The sequence below is a fragment of the Actinoplanes oblitus genome, from assembly GCF_030252345.1.
GTDB classification, from domain to species: domain Bacteria; phylum Actinomycetota; class Actinomycetes; order Mycobacteriales; family Micromonosporaceae; genus Actinoplanes; species Actinoplanes oblitus.
On record NZ_CP126980.1, the window covers coordinates 887,411 to 909,713 of the forward strand.

A 22,303-nucleotide genomic window follows, 5' to 3' on the forward strand; every position below is an offset into this window, starting at 1 on the left:
CGGGACGCGTGTGTGGACATCGCGACGGTGGGCACCGGGGTTTCGGTGACCACCCACGGGCCGTGAAGGGTGCGGCGATCGCTCTGGACGCGCAGCGGCCAGATCGCCGCGCCCGGCCCGCGCGGGAGCATGCGGTCCGCACCTCGGCGGACGCGCGTAAAGGAGTATCCGAATCTGATTCTGCCGTGGTCAGCGCATCTGGGAGACGCGGGTGCGGAGTTCCTGGGTGCGGCGGCGGCTTTCGCTGGTGGCGCCCAGGAAGATCAGGATCACGCCGACCGGGACCAGGGTGACCCACGGGCCGCCCAGGCTGAAGACGAACTTCAGGGCGGCGACCACGGTGGCGAGGGTGCCGATCAGCACCGGGGCCTGCTGGCGGGTGCGGGAACCGATGATCAGGGTGGTCACGCCGCCGAGCAGGAGCATCAGGGCTCGGGCGTCCTGGTGGCCGCCGGCCAGCACGATGCCGATGGTGGGGACGAAAGCGGCCAGCAGGGCCGGGCCGTAAGCCGCCCAACTGCTCAGCTCGGGGCGGTGGTGCGCCTCGACGATGCCGACCGCGAGGGCCAGCGCCGCGAACGGCAGCGTGTAGGCCTCCGGCAGCGCCACCTCGGCCAGCGCGATGAACAGCCACCAGCCGACGATCTCGAAGCCGACGGCGAGCCAGAACATCAGGCGGCGCTGGCTCGGCGTGCGGTCCGGGCGGGACGCGGTCAGGCCGAGCACCGCGCCCCAGGCGGCCAGCAGCGCGGCCAGGTGGGCCGGTGAGTCGAAGGCCAGCGCGCCGGCGATGGCCGCCGAGGCGTAACCGCTCCACTCGACGGTGACCGCCTCGGCGCGGTACTGCGCCAGGCCGAGCCGGGGGAGCAGCGACTCCAGGGCGAGCAGGCCGGCGCCCACGGCGAGCACGCCGAACGCCGCCCAGTGCCGGTCCAGGCCCGCCGCGATCGCCCCGGCCAGCACGAACATCTGGCCCATCAGCGCGGCGAACAGCCAGCCCAGCAGGCGCGCGGCCGAGGTGCGCCCGGCGACCGCGGCGACCAGGCCGACGCCGACCGCACTGCCCAGGGTGAACAGCGTGAGATCCTGCCGCGCCAGGCTGCCGGCCAGGCCGGCGCCACCGGCCAGCAGGCCGATCACGAACACCACGGTCCGGGTACCGCGCAGCAGCGGCGCCCGGGTGGCGCCGGGCGGCAGGGTGAGCGCCAGGCCGAGCATCGAGATGGTGAAGACCACCAGCGCCGCGCCGGTCGCCGCCGGGAACCCGGCGTGCAGCGCGAGCGGGGTGATCAGCAGGGTGATCGCCACCCCGGGCAGGATCACCGGGACGGTCTCGGCGGGACGTCCGCCGAATCCGAGGGCGGCCAGCGCGGCCGCCCCGGTGAGCAGCACCGCGGCGAGGGCGCTGGTGGCGTCGACGTTGCCGGCGTCCGGGGTGATCAGGGCCGGGACCGGGCCCTGCCAGACCGCGCTGAGCTGTTTCATCGGGTCGACCAGCGCCGCGCGCAGGGCCGGGGCCAGCGAGAAGAGCGCCAGCACGGTGGGCAGCAGGGCGAGCATCACCGCGCCGGTGGCCGGGTCCTGCAGCCAGCGCTGGTAGAGGCCGCTGCCCCGGACCCGGCGGGCCCGGTGGTAGCGGATGTCGCCGGCCGGGAACTCGTCGACCACGGCGGGCCGGGTCGGCAGCGGGACGGCGCCGCGCAGCATCTCGGCGAGCACCCCGAGCAGGGCGGCGGCCGCGGCGTAGAGCGCTGTCGGGTACGACGTCCCGACCGACACCAGCGCGGTCACCGTCGAGCCGAGCACCAGCCCGATGGTGGCCCAGGGCAGGTACTGCGGGACGTGCTTGCCGAACATGGCAAGCAACGCCAGGCCCATGCTGGAGCCGGCCAGGGCGGCGGTCAGCACCACCTGGGCGTCCGAGCCCTGCTCGGCGGCGAACGCGGCGAGCATCCCGGGCATGGCGAGCAGCACGGCAGCGGTGGCGGCACCGCCGACCTGCGCCCGGTGCGGGGGCAGCAGGCCGCGCTCCGCGTCGCGGACCTGGGGGAACCGGGCGGTCACCGCGACCAGGGAGCCGAGCAGCACCACGGTGAGCAGGGCCATCCCGGTCGACCAGGGGCGGGCCAGACCGACCGTGGCGGCGTGCAGCAGGACCACGCCGGCCACTGTGGCGCGGGCCCGGGCCGCGTGCGGGTCGTTGGTGGCCAGGGCGGCCATCGCGTACGCGGTGGCCACGGCGGCGCCGATCAGCAGCGGGGACCACCAGGGCAGCCCGAGTGCCCAGGGCGCACCCATCGCGGCCAGCGCGGCACAGACCCCGGAGGCGTAGTGCGACCACGGCTTGGGCAGCCCGATGGCGGCCGTGATGGCGACCATGACCAGGGCGAACGGGGCCTGCCAGGCACCCGCCGGCGGAGCGGCGACGAAGTGGTCGACGTCGGACTGCCACAGCGGGCCGGGCGCGGACAGGATCCGCAGGCTGCCGCCGACCGCCTGCCAGCCGGCCAGTCCGGCGACCACCAGCGCGGCGATCCCCAGGCCGCGGGCCGGGCCGCGTTTCCAGTCGTCCATCAGCACCGTCACGCCCATGCCGACCAGCAGCACCACCACGCCGGCCACGGCCAGCGGAGCGGTCGGGAAGGCGAGCGCGGCGACCCGCGCCAGCGCGCCGCAGATCGCCACGGTGGCGGCCGCGGCGGCCAGGTCCGGGCCGTCCAGGTCCCGATCGGTACGGCCGCGGTTGTCGATGGTCTTGGCGAGGAAGAGCAGCAGCGCGGCGCCGAGCAGCAGCGCGCCGACGCACACGTCGGGGATCGTGCGGCCGGGCGCGAACAGCGCGGCAGCGGCCATCGCCAGCGCGCCCACGCCGGTGCCGGCGGTCAGCGGGAAGCTGATCTCCCGGCGGGCCACCTGGAACACCGCGGCGTAGCTGAGCGTGCCGGCCACCGCGAGGAAGCCGGCGGCCAGCGCCGGGACGGTGGCCGCGGCGGTGGGCGGCGGGCCCTGCCCGGTGTCCGAGATGGCCAGCGCGGCGGTCACCGCGGCGCCCGGGATGGCCAGCGCGGCAGCGCCGGCCGCCCAGTCGCCGACCACCCAGGCGAACAGCCGGACCGGGATCTGCCGGGCCGCGATGGTGACCATCACGCCGGCACCGGCCAGTGCGGTCAGCACCGCGGCGGTCAGCCAGGTGGCGGAGAGCGCGGCGCCGGCCCCGAACAGGCCGACCACGCCGGCCGCCACGACGTGGGTGATCGCCATCCGATGGGTGCTCGACCAGAGGCCGGCCCCGCCCAGCCCGATCGCCGCCAGCACCAGCGGCCAGGGCGCCTCGGACCAGTTCAGGCCGAGGGAGACCGGCAGGGCCAGGGCGGTCATCGCGATGCCGAGCACGGCGCCCTCGTGCCGGATGCCGGCCGGCAGTGCGAGCGCCGCGGCGATCGTCACCAGCAGCGCGCTGAACGCCAGCAGCCAGCCGGCCGGGCCGACCGCCTCGGCCATCGTCCGGGCGTAGCCGGCGATGTCGGCGTGCCAGATCGGACGGGCCGCGGCGACCGGGGCGATCGCGGCGCGGATCGTGTCGATCGCCACCAGGAAGCCGATCAGGCCCAGGGCGGCGGTGGACGCGTACTGCGGGCCGGTGCGGACGTTCGCCGGCAGCAGGCCGACGACAGCGCCGGTGAGCGCCACCGTGGCGGCCGCGATCACCAGCGTCCAGCGCGGGTCGATCACGTCGGCGACCCGGGCCGCGGCGCCGATCACCGCGAGGGTGAGCACGCCGCCGGCGATGTTGCGGGCCAGCGGCTGGTCGAGCAGCTGGGCGGCGGCCACCACGGTGCTCGCCGCGGCGATCAGGATCAGGCCGGAGCGCAGCGCGTCCGGAACCGCCTGGGCCTGCAGCAGCGCGACCGAGGAGTAGAGCAGGGCGCCCGCCGAGGCGGCGCAGAGCAGGGCGAAGGTCAGCTCGCGCAGCCAGTTCGCCGACGGCGGGACGGCGGGCGGGGCGAGCGGGACGGAGCCGGCGGGCTCGGCGCCCTCCGGTCGCGGACCGGGGAAGATCCGGGTCGGGATCCAGCGGCGGCGTTTCGGCTGCAGGCCGGGGATGATGAGGTCCGGCTCCTCCGGCAGCGACTCCGGCCGGGCGGTGCTCTCGGCGCGGGCCTCGGCCTCGGCTTCGGCGGCGGCGACCCGGTCGGCGGTGGTCGGCCGGCCCAGCGGCCAGCGCGGCACCAGCCGGCCCCGGCGCAGCACCCGGGTGAGCAGCAGCAGGTCGAGGACGGCCACCACGGTCAGCGCCATGCCCCAGCCGGCCGGGCTCTCGATCATCGGGTACGCCAGCAGGGGCGCGACCGGCTGGGTGGCGATCACCGTGGCGTACCGCGGGATGGCCAGGCGGGTGGCGCCGGCGTACACGAAACTGGCGATCGCGGTGACCGCGAAGGTGATGCCCAGGTAGAGCGGGGTGGCCACGTCCGGGCCGCCGGCCAGCGCGCTGCCGTGCAGCGTGTACAGCGTCATCGGCAGCAGGATCAGGCCGATCGCGGCGATCGTCTCGGCGGTCGAGGTGAGCGTGCGGCGGGCCACGCCGGGTGCGACGGTCAGCGCGATCGCGGTGAACAGGGCCAGGATCGTCGCCCGGGCGACCGGGTTGGAGAAGGCCACCCCGGCGAACACCACGGCGGCCACGCCGATCAGCAGCGCGCCCAGGCCGAGCAGGAGGTTCTGCACCGACTTGGTGGACGCCTCGGGCGGGTGCTCCATCGGCGCCAGCGGCTCCCGGGGCGGGCGCCGCTCGGCACCGGGCACGCCGGACCGGCCGGGCACGCCGAGGCGCCGGGCGCCGGCCGGCGGGGGTGGCGCCTCCTGCGGGCCGGTGGCCCGGGTGCCGGGCGGTGGCGGGGGCGGGTAGTCCCCGGTGTCCGGCTGCGGGCGGCGCGCCTTGGTGCCGGCCTTCTGCTTCTGCGCGTGCGCCAGGATGTCGCGCTGGAACTGGGCAGCCTGGATCTTGCTGGCGATCTTGGTGCGGGTGGCGGCGGCATCCATGTCCTGCACCTTGAGCGCCGCTATCGAGGCGTCGATCCGAGCCAGTTCGTCCTGATAGTCAGGCTCGTCAGCCTTCGCCACGGGACCCCCTCGCCAGCACTTCGCTCCGTAGTTAGAGCATGCCCGGTTGCGACACCATTAGAACAGTCTCAAGCGGGTCGAGATCTGTTGAAACGACCCCGAACCCGGCAGCGATATTCCGCACAGACCCGGTTCCGTTGCCCGCCGTGCGCTACGCGCCAGTAACATTGCGGCGGGTCCGTTGCTGAGGGAAGGTTAAGGCGAGCATGACTGATTTCGATGTCTACCGGTTGCCGGAGGATCACGAGACCATCCGCGCCGCCGTGCGCGAGGTCTGTGACGCCCGGGTGGCTCCGAACGCCGCCGAGGCCGACGAGACCGGGGAGTTCCCCAAGGCGTCGTACGACGCCCTGCGCTCCTCCGACTTCCACGCCCCGCACATCCCGGTGGAGTACGGCGGCGCCGGCGCGGACGCCCTGGCGACCGCGATCGTGATCGAGGAGGTGGCCCGGGCCTGCGCGTCCTCGTCGCTGATCCCGGCGGTCAACAAGCTCGGTTCGCTGCCGCTGATCCTCTCGGCCTCCGAGGAGCTCAAGCAGAAGTACCTGTCGAAGGTCGCCGCGGGCGAGGGCATGTTCTCCTACTGCCTGTCCGAGCCGGAGGCCGGTTCCGACGCCGCGTCGATGACCACCCGCGCGGTGCGCGACGGTGACTTCTGGGTGCTCAACGGCGTGAAGCGGTGGATCACCAACGCCGGGGTGTCGGAGTTCTACACGGTCTTCGCGGTCACCGACCCGACCGCCCGCTCGCGTGGCATCTCCGCGTTCGTGGTGGAGAAGTCGGACCCGGGCGTCAGCTTCGGCGCGCCGGAGAAGAAGCTGGGCATCAAGGGGTCGCCGACCCGCGAGGTGTACTTCGACAACGTACGGATCCCGGCCGACCGGATGATCGGTGCCGAGGGCACCGGCTTCGCGACGGCGATGAAGACCCTGGACCACACCCGGGTCACCATCGCGGCGCAGGCGATCGGCATCGCGCAGGGCGCGCTGGACTTCGCTTTGGCGTACGCCAAGGACCGCAAGCAGTTCGGCAAGTCGATCGCGGAGTTCCAGGGGCTGCAGTTCATGCTCGCCGACATGGGCATGAAGCTGGAGGCCGCCCGGCAGCTGACGTACGCCGCGGCCGGCAAGAGCGAGCGCGGGGACGCGGACCTGACCTACTTCGGCGCGGCGGCGAAGTGCTTCGCGTCGGACGTGGCCATGGAGATCACCACGGACGCGGTCCAGATCCTCGGTGGGTACGGGTACACGCGCGACTACCCGGTCGAGCGGATGATGCGGGACGCCAAGATCACCCAGATCTACGAAGGCACCAACCAGGTGCAGCGCATCGTGATGGCGCGACAGCTTTTGAAGGACTGAAAGAGCGCAAGTTTTAGCAGGTCAGAGCGGGGCTGACGGTCCGAGTCAGCCCCGTTTGCCATGACGAGTCCTCTCGTCGGGGTGGCGGCAAGACGCTTCCGAGGGCCGGTGAATCCGATGCTCGCTACGCTAAGTGATTTCTAGAGGGCTCCACCCCCGCGCGGGAAGGCGTTCAAGGCCGGTTGCGGTGAAGGGCCGGCCAGATGGCTGCGGGGTTGATCTCGGCTTGCGGTCGTGACGATCCGTTACCGCAGGCCGTCGTGCGGAGTTCTGCTCCGCGCCTCGCTCCTGGGCGATGGGGCTACGGCGCGCCAGCGATCGGCCTGGACCACTCCGCGAGGGAACGGGCGGCCACGCCGAGGTACTTCGTGCGGGATCCGGAGTATCGTGGAGAGGTCATCCCACAACGCTCCGGACCCCGGCGTCCCTGCTGTTGTGAGGTCTGGGGGCCGGCCATGAGATCCTCGATCCCTGTCGCATCGCGCACCTTCATCCGTCAGCCTGTCGTCAGCGGGTGGTCGTGATGGGCTACTCCGACGTGATCGACCTGCTGCTGGAGCAGCACGACGAGATCCGCCGGCTGTGTGCCGGTGTCGAGCGTTCCCGGGGTGCGGAACGAGAGCGTCGGTTCGCCGAGCTCGCCCACCTGGTTCACCTGCACGAGCGGGGCGCACGGGTGGTCGTCCATCCGGCCGTCCGCAACGGCACCGCCACCGCGGACATGGTCGGCGTCGCCCGCACGCTGGAAGGAGCCGCCATCGAGCGGTCCCTCGTGACCCTGCACGACCTCGGCACCCGCCACCCGGGTTTCGGAAGCGGGTTCGCAGCGCTGTACCGGGCGATCCTGGAGCACGCCACCCGTGAGGAACTGGACGAGTTCCCGATCCTGCGTGTCCAGGTGCCGGTCCAGCGCCTGCACATGATGGCCGGTGAGCTGAACGACGTGCAGGTCATGGATGCGGCTTGAGCTCACGGAGGCATGCGTGGCGACTCATCGTGACAGGTCGGTCTCCGTGGTACGCGGTTCCGGCACGGCCAATCTGTCACCGGCTGGTGTCGCCCCTCCGTCGTCCGGTCCCCGGTGGATGGTGTGCTGGAATGCTCTGTCGTCCGTCGATTCGGTCCCGGGCGGCTGACGGTCCGGGGTGGGTTCGCCGTGAGGATGGCTGAACAGGTATCGCACTGCGGTGTTGAGAACAGCGAGCAGCGGGACGGCGACCAGCCCGCCGATGATGCCGGCGGCGAGGACGCCGGTGGCGATGGTCAGGATCACGGCCAGGGGATGCAGGGCGACGGCCCGGCCCATGATCAGCGGCTGCAGGACATGGCCCTCCAGTTGCTGTACGGCGATCACCACGCCCAGCAGGATCAAAGCCTTGACCAGTCCGACGGTGACGAGAGCGACCAGGACGGCGACCGCGCCGGTGAGGGTGGCACCGATGACGGGAATGAAGCCGCCGAGAAAGACCAGCGCGGCCAGGGGCAGGACGAGTGGCACGCGCAGGATCGCCAGCCCGATACCGATCCCGACCGCGTCGACGAAGGCGACCAGCACCGTGGCGCGCACATAGGAGACCAGAGTGTGCCACGAGTAGTGCCCGGCGCGGGCGACGGGCAGCCGGGCGTTGCGGGGCAGCAGGCGGCACAGGAAGGTCCAGATCTGACCGCCGTCGCGCAGGTAGAAGAAGAGCGTGAACAGCACCAGGAAGAAGCCGGCCACGAGTTCGCCTACGGTGCTGGCGGTGGTGAGTGCGCCGGAGGTGAGGGCGCCCTGGTTTTCGGTGATCGCCGTCCGCAGGCGGCCGGCGGCATCGTCGAGCTGGGTCTGCGACAGGTGTAGCGGACCCGTCGCGAGCCAGTTCTGCACTTCGTCGATGCCGTGACCGACCTGGGTGCTCAGATCGGCCAGCTGCGCGACGAAGGTCCGCACGATCAGCGTGAGCCCGCCGACGACCGCGGTCAGGCCGGTGACCAGTACCAGAACCGCGGCAAGGGAACGGTTCACACCCCGGTTGCGCAGAGCCGCGGCGACCGGCTCGAACATCGCGGCCAGCAGCAGGGCGACCACCACCGGGATGACCACCACGCGCAGGTCGCTGATCACCCGGATGATGAGGTAAGCCGCCGCGATGAACAGGATCAGGCGCCAGGCCCACGCGCCGGCGATGCGCACTCCGCGGGGCAGGCCGTCGTCGACGGACGGCGTTTGTTCGACCAGCATCAGGGGCGCCGGCACCGCACCGAGTTCGGGTGTGGCGGTGAATGGCGGTGGCGCCAGGGCGCGCTGCGCGGCCGCAAGCCGCCGCCGCGCCCGCTGACGGGCGGTGGTCACCCAGATGGGCATGGGGCCTCCTCGGGTGTGTCCGGATGATTGCCGGACACCATGGATTCGAGGTTGCCGAAGAAATAGGGTGACCGGACCACGAACGATGTCGACCGGCTGCCCCGGCAGCCCCTTTCCGCTTCGGGCCTCGGCGGGGAGCCTTACGCCGGCCTGTCCGCTCGTGATCAGTCGAGTGGACGAAGGGCTGTCGGCTTCAGGCGCCACAGCGGGGCGGTGGGGAGTTACCAGGCCGCGGGGGCTGGACGGCCGCCGTAATCGGTCGTCTGCTGAGCAGCGACTACGACGTGAAAGATGTCATGGTGGTGATACCCCCCGAAACGGGGCACCAACCACTCGCTTCACCTTACTCCTCGACCGGTTACCCGGCTCGCCGAAGGAGCCAGGGTGTGGTCGCTGGCCGCCTCACCTGATTCAGTTGCCGAGGGTGGGGCAGTCGCGGAGGACGCTCCAGCCGAGTATTCCGGTGACTCGTCCCAGTTTGTCGCCCACGGTGAAGCCGTCGTCGGTGATGTGGCAGGCGTACATGCTGTGGTCGTGGCGGCTGCTGCGCATCTTCAGGACGTTGAGGGCCCGGCCGATCTCGGTGCAGCGTTCGAGGTAGCGGAGCTGGATCACGTTGTCGAACAGATACATGAGTCCCACCAGGGGATCTTCCATGGGTCCGAACGTCGTCGTCTCGCTGGTGACCCAGAGGGAGGCGCCGGCGTCGCGGACGACGCCGAGCAGACTGCGCAGGTAGGCGGGGAACCGGTGCGCCTCGCGAGCGGCGTTGGTCATGGCGTCCAGGCTGTCGATCACGATCCGGGTGGTCGCGCCGTCCGCGATGTGGTGGCGGATCACGGACGCGAGCACATCGAGGTCGAGGCTGCCCATCGGCACGTGCGAGACGACCAGTTGGTCGGCGGCGCGGGCGGCTTCGAAGTCCCACCCGAACGTACCGGCCATGTAGATCAGTTGATCGACGGTGTCCTGGAAGGTGATGTGGAGACTGCGCTCGCCTCGGGCCAGGCCTTCGGCGACGAATCGCAGAGAGCTGATGGTCTTGCCCACGCCACACGCTCCGAGCAGGAGGGTGGCGTCACCGTCGGGTATCCCACCGCCCATCAACGCGTCCAGCCCGGGAATCCCGGAGGGGATGCGCCCACTGCTAGGCGTCACTGTCTCGGGCAGGAACGACTCGACACGGGGATACACCTGGAAGCCGTCGGCGGTGATGTGCACGGCGTGCGTGCCGTTGAGGTGCGTGGCGGCACGCAGCTTCACGACTCGCAGACCGCGTCGGTCGACCGGCTCGCGGGACTCGTGCGTCAGGTGGATGATGCCGTCCGCCAGGGCGAACTCCACCCCGGTCTGCATGTCCTCGGGGGTGTATTCGCCGAGCAGCAGCAGCACCGTTCCGCTGTGCGCGACGCGGCTGGTCAGGTCGTACAACGACATGCGGAGGGCATGGTCGCTGACGAAGTCCCGCAGCATCTTGGCGCTGTCGATCACCACCAGCGCCGGCTGGTCGTCGAGGGCTTTGCGGACCACCTCGTCGATCAACGCTTCGAGGTAGCTCTCGCCGGTGTCGCGAAGCATGTCACCCAGGTGCACGTATTCGACCTTCGGTCCCACAGCCTCCGGGTCGAAGAACGGAAACCTGCTCAGGTGCTCGACGAGTTTGGTGTGCGGCTCCGACAGGGTCGTGTAATAGACGGCCCTGTGCTCGACGGTGGCGTTGGCGAAGCAGATCTGCTGGGCCAGGATCGTCTTACCGGATCCGGGCGGCCCGGCCACGACGACCATCGAGCCGCGCTGCAGGCCGCCACCGAGGATCAGGTCCAGATCCGCCAGCCCGGTCGACAGCCGCTTCACTTCGCGCCACGTCCTTCCCGCAGTAGGCCTTCAGCCACCTCGAGAAGCTCAGCGCTTTGACACGGCTTGGCGAGAGCGGCGTCGGCGTCGACCGCCAAGTGCGCGTCGCCGCTGACCGCCAGGACCGGAATCGAGATGGTCGCCGGGTCGGACCGAAGCGCTCGGATCAGTTCGACACCGCCCATGATCGGCATCATCATGTCGGTCACCACCAGATCCGGTGCCGACGTGTGCACCGAGACGAGAGCGGCGGCACCGTCACCGGCCTCACTGACCTCGTGGCCGGCACGGAGGAACACGCGGCGCATCATGAATCGGAGGTCCGGCTCGTCATCGACCACCAGAATCCTGCCCACCGAACCCGTCCGTTCACGAGGCAGCCTGCCAGCCCCCACCGTGATCAAGATACGCTGATCGGACCTGTGCGGTGGTGCATATCCAGCGATTGCGACAGGGCTTCAAGCGGCCGACATCTCCGGTGACTTCCGGTTCCCGAATGATCCGGGAGGCCCCGCATACGGCTGGCCGGACGATGTCGCGGGGCAGGTGCCGTCTCACTGTGGGCACGGTTGAGCTGGCTGCGCGTACAGTTGGGGTGACCGATGGCTCCGTCATCGGCGTCGGCCTCGGCGGCGTGCGGTCCGTCAGTCGGATGCCGCGCGGTTCACCGGACTCGGTGAACCTCATCATCGCCCGCGCAGCCGCCACCCATGATCGGCAGCAGCACCCCGGCGTCGGATCGCCCGTGGCGCACCATGCTTACGGCCGCCGGACAACTTCCCGTGCGCAACGACCACGACGGACGGCATGATGGCGAGCGGCATGGTCGAGCGGACCGTTGCAGGGTGGCAGCGTGCGCGGCGCCGCCACCGCTGGCTGGATCACCTGGCGCGCGCGTTGGTGCGTTACGACGAGGCCGATGGTGGCCGGCTCGCCGCCGCGCTCACGTACTACGCGTTCTTCGCGACATTCGCGTTTGCCTTGCTCGGCTTCGCGGCTTTCGGATTCGTGCTCGACAGGCCGGAGGTACAGCAGTCGTTGCAGCGGTATCTCGCCGAGAACCTGCCCAGTCTCGACGTGGAGCAACTGCGGGTGGCCCGCGGGACCATCGGATTCGTCGCCTTTCTCGGCCTCCCGGTCACCGGATGGTTCTGGATCGACGCCATGCGCTCCTGCATCCGCAAGGTATGGCAGCTTCCCGAGTATCCGGGCCGCATCGGGCCGCGCCTACTCCTCGATCTGCTCGCCCTGGTGGGGCTCGGCCTGCTGCTGGCCGCCTCCCTCGTCATGGCGTTCCTCACCGTCGCCGTCGCCAATCGTCTGATCCAGCCGTCAGGCGCGAGCGCCGTCCAGGGCCGGTGGCTGCTCACCGCGGTCAGTTTCATGGTCAGCATCGGGGTGAACACCCTGCTGGCGACCGCGGTTCTGTCCGGCCTGCCCCGGTTGCGCATGCCACTGCGCCGCGTCGTCGTACCCGCGCTGATCGTGGCGCTCGGGCTGGAATTACTCAAGACTGTCGGCCGCGTCTTCGTGCAGCACGTGGAGGCGAACCCGACGTACCAGGTCGTCGCCGGAACGGTCGGGTTGCTGTTCTCCCTCAATATCATCAATCAATTGATCATGTTTGCCGCGGCACTCGCCGCGACCAGCAGCGCCGGTGACGTCACCGACCTGTCCGCCCGAGCCTCATCGCCAAGCCGTACCTCCGGTCGGAGCGATCACGCCGCACACCTGGCCGGGTCACCCGATGAACACGTCGGCGACGCCGGCTGGGCCGATCGCGGCGAGAGGCGCTCTGCCGGGCTCCGCGGTGAGGACACCGAGCAGCCCGGTCAGCTTCAGGACACGACGCACGATGCCTTGCGGGTCCTTGATCCGCAGTCGACAACCTGTGCGGGCGCCGACCTGGCGCGCGACGATCAGGGCGGTGAGTCCGCTGCAGTCCAGGAACGTGACCGCGGCGAGTTCGACGTCGATGCGGCGCGGGCGCAGCGCGAAAAGAACGGTGAGTAGCTCCGCGTGCAGCATACCGACGGTCGCCAGGTCGATCTCGCCGATCATGACGACCCGGACGACGCCCGGTGACGGGCAACTGAGGTCGATACGCAACGGTGATGACAGGGCCACCGCGGGGCGACTGATGTCCATGGTCCCTCCAGCCAACGACCTTCGTCCGAAGAAATGCGTGGTGGGCGGGCAGGGTCCGGACCCGGCGTCGAGAAGACGACAACCACGGGATCGCGGCCGTTGCCGGCTCGGCACGGTGCTTGCGTTGGTGAGGTGAAACACTGACGCTACTCGCCGGACGTCTCGATCGGGTATCTCGCGGCACCGCATTCAGTGGGCGTCTTCACCCGCCCTCGCGTCCGCATCCGGGTGCGGGTTTCTCGGCGACGGGTGGACACGCCGGTCGATGCGGATGGCGGCATATCCGAGCGTGGCGGCGGCCGCGACGATCAGCAAGTCGGTGCCGGTGACCGGTTCGGTACCGAGTAGCTGTCGTAGCGCCGGCGCGTAGATCGCGGCGAGTTGCAGCAGCAGCGCGGTGCCGACCGCGGCGAACAGCATCGGGTTGGCCCAGGTGCCGGGACGGGCGCGTGAGCCGACGGCGACCGCGAGCTGGGTCAGGCCCCGGGCCAGGAAGGTCAGGGTCTGCCAGGGCCGGTCGGTGGCGTGCGCCCATACTCCGATGCTGATGGTGACGGCCGCGAGCAGGACCACCACCAGCGGGTCACGCAGCTGCGTGACGATCCTTCGCCACAGGGGTGTGGGCCGTGGCGACGGCAGCACGTTGCCGCCGTCGCGGGCCAGCCGCTGTGCGGCGTCACTCGACGACAGGCCGCCCGCGTCCGGCGCGGCCAGGCGAGCGGCGCCGGCCGTCACGGGTGACCGGGTGATATCCGATGCATCCGGAGTGACCTGTCTTGATCCGCGAGGCGCCGTGGTGTGCGCGCTGCGGCGGTGCGGGCCGGCTCACCGGTGGTGAGGCGAAGCACGAGGTGCGGGTGGCCGAGGCCGGCGAGCAGGTGCCGGAGGCGGTTCCGGGTGACGGCCACTTCGATGGTCGCGCTCAGCGGCAGGACCGACATGCCGAGCTCGGTGGCAGTGAGCCAGACGGCCGACAGTGCTTCGCCGGCGCGAAGCCAGTCGGCCGCCCCGTCCTCGGGTCCGTAGAGGATTGCGAACGTGGCGGCGCTCTCGTGCGCTGCGGAGACGGGCAGGTCGCCGTGATGGCCGAAGTCGCTGCCCGGCACGGTCGTCCGGGTGGCTCGATCCGGAATGGCGGCGTCCGGGATGCCATGGCCCGGTGGCCGGGTGCCGCCGGGCCAGTAATTGACCTCCGTCTGCCAGGTGAGGTCCTCGTTCTCGGCGCGTTGTGCCTGGTCGGCGGCGCAGGCCAGCTCGAGCACCTGATCGGGGGGCAGTATGTGCAGGCCCGCGCCGGCGGATTTCACGACTCCGACGACCGCGGTCAACTCGTCGGCGTCTATCGGGGTGCTCCCGGTGGGCCGGCGGTCGGTGTGCCGCAGCCCGATGGTCTGCCGGTGGCGTCGCGCTTCGAGACTGACCGGGACCCGGCGGTCGAGACGCAACCGCGCGAGATGATCGGGATGCTGGGGGTCCGGCATGCGCGCGAGAACGGTGTGCCAGCCGTCGGCGGCGAGGCTGACCAGGGCGTGGTGCAGTGCGGCGCCGCAGCTGAGAATGGCGAGCCGGGAGTCGGGGTCGGTGACGTCGAATGCCCGGCTGCGATCGAGGTAGAGGTCGAGTTCGGCGCCGCTGACACGCCAGCGCCACGGTTGCGTGTGGTGAATCGAGGGGGCGTGGACCGCCATGGTGGCGGCGTCGGACAACGCCTTGGCCTGCCCGCGAGCAACGGTGGTCATGGTGGTGCCTTCCTGAAGAGCATCAGGGCCGGTCAGGGCGTGTGCGGCCAGGTCCAGTCGCGGATCTCGGGCAGGTCTTCGCCGGTGCGGCGTACGTAAGCGCGGTGTTCGGCGCGTTTGTCGGCCATCTGCTGGCGCAGGACGGCGGCTTTGCGGGCGAGGCCGGGGACCCGGTCGATGACGTCGATGACGAGGTGGAAGCGGTCCATGTCGTTGACGACGAGCATGTCGAATGGTGTGGTGGTGGTGCCTTCCTCTTTGTAGCCGCGGACGTGCAGGTTGTGGTGGTTGGCGCGGCGGTAGGTCAGGCGGTGGATCAACCACGGGTAGCCGTGGTAGGCCATGATGATCGGCCGGTCGGTGGTGAAGATGGCGTCGAACTCGGGGTCGGGCAGGCCGTGCGGGTGTTCCGAGTCCGGTTGCAGGCGCATCAGGTCGACGACGTTGACCACCCGGACCTTGAGGTCGGGCAGGTGCTGTCGGAGCAGGTCGGTGGCGGCGAGGATTTCCAGGGTGGGTACGTCGCCGGCGGCGGCCAGGACGACGTCGGGGTTGCCGTCGTCGTTGCTGGCCCAGTCCCAGATGCCGAGGCCGCGGGTGCAGTGCAGGGCGGCGTCGTCGATGTCGAGCCAGGTCGGTGCGGGTTGTTTGCCGGCGACGATGACGTTGATGTAGTCGCGACTGCGCAGGCAGTGGTCGGCGACCGAGAGCAGGGTGTTGGCGTCCGGCGGCAGGTAGACCCGGACGACTTCGGCCTTCTTGTTGACGACGTGGTCGATGAAGCCGGGGTCCTGGTGGGAGGTGCCGTTGTGGTCCTGGCGCCAGACATGTGAGGTGAGCAGGTAGTTCAGCGACGGGACGGGGTTGCGCCAGCCGAGGTGCCGGGTCGTCTTCAACCATTTGGCGTGCTGGTTGACCATCGAGTCGACGATGTGAACGAAGGCCTCGTAGCAGGAGAAAAGGCCGTGCCGGCCGGTCAGCAGGTAGCCCTCCAGCCAGCCCTGGCAGGTGGTCTCGGACAGGATCTCCATGACCCGGCCGTGCCGGTCCAGGTGCTGATCCACGTCGTCGACCCGGGCCTGCCACGCCTTACCGGTGGTGTCGAGGACCGCGCCGAGCCGGTTCGACTCGGTCTCGTCCGGTCCGACCAGCCGGAAGTTGCGGTACCCGGCGTTCGCGGTCAGCACGTCGCGTAGCCAGCCGCCGAGCACCCTGGTCGCCTCGGCGGTCTCGCCGGCCTTGACCGCGTAGTCGCGGAACGCGGGCAATTCCAGATCACGAGGGAATCGGCCGCCGTTGGCGTGCGGGTTCGCCGACATCCGCAGATCGCCGTGGGGCAGCCAGTCCGTGATCCATGATTGCGGGGCACCGTGGTCGTCGAACAGCTCGTCAGGCCGGTAGGAGGACATCCAGGCGTGCAGGGCATCCAGGTGAGCGATGTCGTCGCGGGCCGCGGTCAGCGGGACCTGGTGGGCTCGCCAGGTGCCCTCCACCTGCAGGCCGTCGACGATCTTCGGTCCGGTCCAGCCCTTGGGGGTCCGCAGTACGATCATCGGCCAGCGCGGACGGTCGGTGACGCCGTCCTCGCGGGCGGCCCGCTGGATCTCGGTGATCTCGTCGAAGACCGTGTCGAGGGTCGCGGCGAGAAGTTGGTGCACGGTGTCCGGGTCGTCGCCGTCGACGAGGTACGGCTGGTGGCCGTACCCCTGGAGAAGTGCCGTGAGCTCGGCGTCGCCGATGCGCGCGAGCACGGTCGGGTTGGCGATCTTGTAGCCGTTGAGGTGCAGGATCGGCAGGACCGCGCCGTCGCCGACCGGGTCGAGGAACTTGGTGGAGTGCCAGGACGCCGCGAGGGGCCCAGTCTCGGCCTCACCGTCGCCTATCACGCACGCCACGACCAGGTCCGGGTTGTCCAGGGCGGCGCCGTAGGCGTGCGCCAGCGAATAGCCCAGCTCGCCGCCCTCGTGGATCGACCCAGGGGTCTCCGGGGCCACGTGGGACGGGATGCCGCCGGGGAACGAGAACTGGGTGAACAGCCGCTGCATGCCGACCGTGTCCCGGGAGATCCGCGGATAGATCTCGGAGTAGGTACCTTCCAGCCAGGTGTTCGCGACCAGCCCGGGCCCGCCGTGGCCCGGGCCGGTCACGTAGATGACCTCCCGGCCGCGGGCCGCGATGATCCGCGACAGGTGGGCGTAGAGCAGGTTCAGGCCGGGGGTGGTGCCCCAGTGCCCGAGTAGCCGCGGCTTGACCTGGGCCGGTTGCAGCGGCTCGCGCAGCAACGGGTTGCCCATCAGGTAGATCTGTCCGACGGACAGATAGTTCGCGGCCCGCCAGTACCCGTCGACGCGGTGCAACTCGTCGGCGCCCAACGGCTCACCCCGTGCCACGGAGAGGACGCCGGACATCAGCGGGCCGTCGTGGGCAGTGCGTTGCCGTTGATCGCAGTCGCCGCGGGTACGGTGGCCGCCGCGCTGTTCTCCCGGGCCAGGAACGTGCCCAATTCGCCGATGGTGCTCATCAGCGGCGCCGGGAACACGACGGTGCTGTTCTTGTCCACGCCGAGCTCGACCAAAGTCTGCAGGTTGCGCAGCTGCAGGGCGAGGGGGTGGGCCATCATGATGTCGGCGGCGGACCCGAGCGCGTCGGCGGCGAGGGCCTCACCCTCGGCGGCGATGATCTTCGCGCGCTTCTCCCGCTCGGCCTCGGCCTGCCGGGCCATGGCCCGTTTCATGCTCTCGGGCAGCTGGATGTCCTTGAGCTCGACCAGGGTGACCTCGACACCCCAGTCCTCGGTGGCGACGTCCAGGATCGTCTTGATGTCGATGTTGATCCGGTCGGTCTCGGACAGGGTTTCGTCGAGGGTGTGCTGACCGACGACCTTCCGCAGGGTGGTCTGGGCGATCTGGTTGATCGCCGCGCCGACGTTCTCGATCGCGACGACCGACTTCTGCGCGTCGACGACCCGGTAGTAGGCGACGGCGGAGACGTCGACGCTGACGTTGTCGCGGGTGATGATGCCCTGCGACTGGATCGGCATGGTGATGATCCGCAGGCTCACCCGGTTCAGCACGTCGACGAACGGGATGATCAGGGTGAGGCCGGCCTGCCGGACGGCGATGACTTTGCCGAGCCGGAACAGCACTCCCTGTTCGTACTGCTTGACGACCTTCACCGACAGAGCGGCCAGAACGAGGATCAAGAACACGATCAGGGTGATCCACAGGTACGACATGGTGGGATCCAGACTCCGGCCGCGGCCGGATATTCGAGCTAGAGAACAGTTTGCGTACGAAACGCACCTGATCGCTGCGGAGGCGAAGAAACGCCGGACACTCACAGCGGCCAACTACCGGGCCACCGGGGTCTCGGGCGACAGCTCAACCGTACGCCTGTTCACGACATCCAGCGGCGCGTGCCGTCCGGCAGACCGGACCGGCTCGGCAGGCCTGGCGAAATGCGCGTACGGTCGAGGTGTCGCCCGAGACCCCGGTGGCCGTTGAGCCCGCTGATGCCGCGACATCTCCCACCATTCGTGGAACCTGCCGTGGCTGGCCCCGGAGTCCGTACGGGAGCACGGCTGCCGCCCTGAGCGGGCGGCGCCGCACTCCGATCGATCCGTTGAGCGCGCTGGACGTGCCGCGGACCATGTGCCACGAACAAGCCGAAGGAATGTGAGTGCGATGGTCAACATCGCCGACAACCACGAAACGTCTGCTCACCGCACTCCCCGGGCCACCACTGGACGGCCGGACCGGGGCGCACGGCACCAGGCTCCGGTGCCGGACACCGCGCTTCCGATCACCGGCAGGACGGTCACCGCGACGCGATACCTGATGGCCGGCATCCGGCTCGCCCTGGGCTGGGTCTTCCTGTGGGCGTTCCTCGACAAGTTGTTCGGTCTGGGACGCAGTACTCCCGCCGCGCATGCGTGGCTGAAGGGCGGCAGCCCCACCGCCGGATTCCTCGGCAAGGCCGCGACCGGCCCGTTCACCGACCTCTACCATTCGATCGCCGGGAACACTGCCATCGACGTGCTGTTCATGGCGGCTCTGCTGGGTATCGGCATCGCGCTGATCCTCGGCATCGGCATGCGTATCGCCGCGTCCGCCGGGGCTCTGCTGACCGTCCTGATGTGGACCGTGGTGCTCCCGCCGGAAACCAACCCGTTCATGGACGAGCACCTCATCCACGCTGCCGTCCTGGTCCTGCTCGCCGTGCTCGGAGCCGGAACCACCTGGGGCTTCGGTCGACGATGGGCGGCGACCACGCTCGTGCGACGCAGCACCTGGCTGATCTAGGCCGGACCGCGTTTCGTTGCCCGCCCGCCGTGTTCATCGAGCCCACCCGCGTCTGGTGGTGGGCCTCTCATCCCAGGAGATCTTCATGATCCGTCAGGAACAGGTACCGGACCATCGCATCGTCGTCGGCGTCGACAATTCCGAGGGCGCGGCGGAAGCGCTGCGCTGGGCACTCGCCCACGCGCGGCTGACCGGCGCCACCGTCGAAGCCGTCACCGCGTGGCAGGTGCCACCCATGTACGCCTACGCCTATGGCTGGACACCGACCGGCATCGATGACGCCGGCATCATCAGATATGCCGAGAAGACCCTGACCGAGATAGTGGAGCAGGCGCAGGCCGGGGATGACCAGCCCGTAGCCGTCACCACCCGGGTCACGGAAGGGCCTACGGCACGGGTCCTGCTGGCCGCCGGAAAAGGCGCCGACCTGCTGGTGCTCGGCAGCCGCGGTAACGGCGCCTTCGCCGGGATGTTGCTCGGCTCGGTCAGTCAGCACTGCGTCCAGCACGCCACCTGCCCCACGGTGGTCGTCCCGGAACAGACCGGGCCGTAGGCGCACGGCCGCCGCGTCAGCATGGTTCGCCAACCGCAGATGAAGAGGCCCCGAGGATGACCACAGGAACCAAGAGCCCCGACGGCGTCGTCACTGCCGGCAACGCCGATACCGAGGTGAACGCCCGGGAGCCACTCGCCGAGCTGTATCGAGACCTGCGCACCTCACCGCACGGGCTGGCCGGCCGCGAGGCCGCCCGGCGGTTGATCGTGTACGGAGCGAACGAGCTGACCCGGCACACCGGCCGGCGCTGGCCCAGCGAGCTGCTGTCGCAGTTCACCCAACCGCTGGCCATCCTGCTCGCGGTCGCCGCCGGTCTCGCCTGGGCCGGCGGCACCCCGGCACTCGCCATAGCGGTGGTCGCGGTGATCCTGCTCAACGCCGGTTTCGCGTTCGTCCAGGAGATGCAGGCCGAACACGCCGTCGACGCCCTCGCCGCGTTCCTGCCCGCGACAGCCTGGGTGGTCCGCGACGGCGTACGCGCGGAGATCCCCGCCCGTGACCTCGTACCCGGTGATGTTCTGATCGTCGTCGAGGGCGGCCGGGTCAGCGCTGACGCCCGCATCATCGACGGCGACGTCACCGTCGATCTGTCCGCCCTGACCGGCGAGTCAGTGCCCGCCGACCGCAGCGCCGGGCCCACCGTGGTCACCGGCTCGCTGCTGGACGCTCACGACCTCGTGTTCAGCGGCACCACCTGCACCGGCGGCGAAGCCACCACCGTCGTGACCCGCACCGGCATGCATACCGAACTCGGTCGCATCGCCGCCCTGTCCCAACGTGGGGCCGCCCAGCCCAGCCCGCTGGAGACCCAGGTACGCCGGGCGACGTGGATCATCGCGGTCGTCGCCGTCACCGTCGGGGTGGCGTTCCTGCCTGTCGGCGTCTGGGCCGGCCTCGGCTGGAGCGCCGCGATCAGCTTCTCCATCGGGCTGATCGTCGCGAACGTCCCCGAAGGCCTGCTGCCCATCATCACCCTCGCCCTGGCCGTCGGCGTCCGCGAACTCGCCCGCAAGGGCGCCGTCGTCAAACGCCTCTCCGCCGTCGAGACCCTCGGCTCCACCACCGTCATCTGCACCGACAAGACCGGCACTCTCACCGAGAACCGGATGACCGTCACCCGGATGTGGCTGCCCGGAGCCGAAATCGACGCCACCGGCCGGGCCGACGACCGACGTGCCGTGATCCTCGCCGCAGCCGCGGCCGCCTGCACCAGCGCACACCCGCCGACCGACGTCGAACCCGCCGGCAGCGGTGATCCCACCGAATTGGCCCTGTTGCGCCTGGCCGCACACCAGGACGCGGCGGTGCAACCGGCATTGCGCGACGCCAACCGCCTGGCGATCTTCCACTTCGACGCCCATCTCAAACGCATGACCAGCGTCGACGACACGGCCGCAGGCGTGGCCGTGCACACCAAAGGCGCACCCGAGACGGTGCTGCCCTGCTGCACCGGGCTCGACGAACCGACCCGCCGCGACCTGCAACAAACCATCGACCGGTACGCGGCTGGCGGCCTGCGCGTCATCGCCGTAGCGCACCGCGTCCTCGCCGCAGGCGAAATCGCTCCGGTACGACGCGACGACGCCGAGACGGGCCTTACCCTGCTCGGCCTGGTCGCGATGGTGGACCCGGCCCGTGCCGGCGTGGCCGACGCGGTCGCCAGCGCCCACCGGGCCGGTATCCGCATCCACGTCATCACCGGCGACTACGGGCCTACCGCCGCCGCTATCGCCCACCAGGTCGGCATCGGCCGCACTGCCGGCCGCACTGTCACCGGCGACGACCTTGACCGGCTCAGCGACGCCGACCTCGACCACCTCGTCGCCGGCGACGACGAGATCGTGTTCGCCCGCGCCTCGCCCGAGGCGAAACTGCGGATCTGCGAGGCCCTGCGTGCCTGCGGGAACATCGTGGCGATGACCGGCGACGGCGTCAACGACGCCCCGGCGCTGCGCCACGCTGACATCGGTGTGGCGATGGGCCGATCCGGCACCGATGTCGCCCGGGAAGCCGCGACCATGGTGCTCACCGACGACAACTTCGCCACCATCGTCACCGCCGTCGACGCCGGCCGCCGGGTCTTCGCCAACGTCCGCAAATTCGTGCTCTACATCTTCGCCCACGCCGTACCCGAAGTCGTCCCGTTCTTGATCTTCGCCTTGTCCGGCGGAGCCATCCCGCTGCCACTGACCGTGCTGCAGATTCTCGCCATCGACCTCGGCACCGAGACACTGCCCGCCCTCGCCCTGGGCCGCGAACCCGCTGAACCCGGCCTGATGGACCGACCGCCCCGGTCCCGCCGCACCGGCGTGATCGACCGCAAACTGCTGCTACGAGCCTGGCTGCTGCTCGGCGGAGTGTCCGCTCTGCTCGTCATGGGCGGCTACCTCTACACCCTCACACGTGCCGGCTGGCATCCCGGCGACCCCACCGGACCTGGTACCGCCCTGCACCAGGCCTACCTGCAAGCCACCACCATCACCTTCGCCGGCATCGTCGCCTGCCAGATCGGCACCGCTTTCGCCGCTCGCACCGATCGGGCCGCCCTGTTCACCATCGGCGTGTTCAGCAACCGGCTCCTGCTCTGGGGAATCCTGTTCGAACTCGTCTTCACCGCCGCCGTCATCTACACACCGTGGCTGCAGCACATCTTCGGCACCACGGCACTCAACGCAGCGCAGCTCGCGGTCATCGTCCCGTTCCCGTTCATCGTCTGGGGCGTCGACGAAGCGGCACGCCGGGTGGCCCGGCGCCGGTGAATGCCACCCAGATCAGGTAATCCGAGATCGGCGCTCGGGCTGTCCGAGGAAGGACCTCGACAGGCGTAGTCTGTCAACTGTCGCTCCAGACCCCGGCGGCTCGACCAGCCGCCGACG

The 22,303-nt window shown here is 70.4% G+C and carries 14 protein-coding genes and 1 pseudogene; 6 read left to right on the forward strand and 9 right to left on the reverse strand.

Annotated elements, in window-relative coordinates:
* Positions 1-189 precede the first annotated feature (189 nt).
* On the reverse strand, positions 190-5,124 hold the full coding sequence (locus Actob_RS04080) for an SCO7613 C-terminal domain-containing membrane protein (protein ID WP_284918695.1): 4,935 nt from the start codon (positions 5,122-5,124) through the stop codon (positions 190-192).
* A 206-nt stretch (positions 5,125-5,330) separates the two neighbouring features.
* Here Actob_RS04080 and Actob_RS04085 point away from each other — a divergent pair, with 206 nt between their 5' ends.
* A complete protein-coding gene (locus Actob_RS04085) occupies positions 5,331-6,485 on the forward strand; it encodes an acyl-CoA dehydrogenase family protein (RefSeq protein ID WP_284918696.1) in 1,155 nt (384 codons plus the stop codon).
* Between the two features lie 523 nt (positions 6,486-7,008).
* The gene (locus Actob_RS04090) at positions 7,009-7,452 is read left to right on the forward strand and encodes a hemerythrin domain-containing protein (RefSeq protein ID WP_284918697.1); all 444 of its coding nucleotides are present in this window, start codon (positions 7,009-7,011) and stop codon (positions 7,450-7,452) included.
* Between the two features lie 24 nt (positions 7,453-7,476).
* Here Actob_RS04090 and Actob_RS04095 read toward each other — a convergent pair whose 3' ends face one another.
* The 3 genes from Actob_RS04095 to Actob_RS04105 all read right to left on the reverse strand — a co-directional run bounded on the left by Actob_RS04095 (position 7,477) and on the right by Actob_RS04105 (position 11,024).
* Positions 7,477-9,033 carry an AI-2E family transporter gene (locus Actob_RS04095; protein WP_284918698.1) on the reverse strand — a complete coding sequence of 519 codons (1,557 nt, stop codon included), beginning with the start codon at positions 9,031-9,033 and terminating at the stop codon, positions 7,477-7,479.
* Positions 9,034-9,240: 207 nt separating this feature from the next.
* Positions 9,241-10,683: an ATPase domain-containing protein gene (locus Actob_RS04100; RefSeq protein WP_284918699.1), complete on the reverse strand. Its 1,443-nt coding sequence runs from the start codon at positions 10,681-10,683 to the stop codon at positions 9,241-9,243.
* The gene (locus tag Actob_RS04105) at positions 10,680-11,024 is read right to left on the reverse strand and encodes a response regulator (RefSeq protein ID WP_284918700.1); all 345 of its coding nucleotides are present in this window, start codon (positions 11,022-11,024) and stop codon (positions 10,680-10,682) included. Before Actob_RS04105 ends, Actob_RS04100 begins: the two co-directional genes overlap by 4 nt.
* Before the next feature lie 481 nt (positions 11,025-11,505).
* Between Actob_RS04105 and Actob_RS43960 the strand changes: the two are divergent.
* Positions 11,506-12,270: pseudogene (locus Actob_RS43960) on the forward strand (YhjD/YihY/BrkB family envelope integrity protein); the annotation flags it as partial.
* Between the two features lie 153 nt (positions 12,271-12,423).
* On the opposite strand, the gene Actob_RS43965 reads toward Actob_RS43960, so the two are convergent.
* The 5 genes from Actob_RS43965 to Actob_RS04130 form a co-directional block, all read right to left on the reverse strand.
* Positions 12,424-13,020, reverse strand: a complete 597-nt coding sequence (locus tag Actob_RS43965; RefSeq protein WP_407653558.1) for an STAS domain-containing protein — start codon at positions 13,018-13,020, stop codon at positions 12,424-12,426.
* Entirely contained in the window at positions 13,021-13,566 is a 546-nt protein-coding gene (locus Actob_RS04115) for a cation-transporting P-type ATPase (protein WP_284918703.1), read from the reverse strand.
* Positions 13,563-14,537 (reverse strand): Acg family FMN-binding oxidoreductase, encoded by a 975-nt coding sequence (locus Actob_RS04120; protein ID WP_284918704.1) that lies wholly within the window; start codon positions 14,535-14,537, stop codon positions 13,563-13,565. Before Actob_RS04120 ends, Actob_RS04115 begins: the two co-directional genes overlap by 4 nt.
* A 65-nt stretch (positions 14,538-14,602) precedes the next feature.
* Positions 14,603-16,978: a phosphoketolase family protein gene (locus Actob_RS04125; RefSeq protein WP_284918705.1), complete on the reverse strand. Its 2,376-nt coding sequence runs from the start codon at positions 16,976-16,978 to the stop codon at positions 14,603-14,605.
* Entirely contained in the window at positions 16,978-17,805 is an 828-nt protein-coding gene (locus Actob_RS04130) for a slipin family protein (protein ID WP_284918706.1), read from the reverse strand. The genes Actob_RS04125 and Actob_RS04130 overlap by 1 nt, the downstream gene beginning before the upstream one ends.
* Before the next feature lie 448 nt (positions 17,806-18,253).
* Here Actob_RS04130 and Actob_RS04135 point away from each other — a divergent pair, with 448 nt between their 5' ends.
* The 3 genes from Actob_RS04135 (at position 18,254) to Actob_RS04145 (ending at position 22,186) form a co-directional block, all read left to right on the forward strand.
* Complete coding sequence (locus Actob_RS04135; protein WP_284918708.1) at positions 18,254-18,871, forward strand: DoxX family membrane protein; 618 nt, start codon at positions 18,254-18,256, stop codon at positions 18,869-18,871.
* An 85-nt stretch (positions 18,872-18,956) separates the two neighbouring features.
* Positions 18,957-19,424 carry a universal stress protein gene (locus tag Actob_RS04140; protein WP_284918709.1) on the forward strand — a complete coding sequence of 156 codons (468 nt, stop codon included), beginning with the start codon at positions 18,957-18,959 and terminating at the stop codon, positions 19,422-19,424.
* A 56-nt stretch (positions 19,425-19,480) separates the two neighbouring features.
* Positions 19,481-22,186: a cation-translocating P-type ATPase gene (locus Actob_RS04145; protein ID WP_284918710.1), complete on the forward strand. Its 2,706-nt coding sequence runs from the start codon at positions 19,481-19,483 to the stop codon at positions 22,184-22,186.
* Positions 22,187-22,303 lie beyond the last annotated feature (117 nt).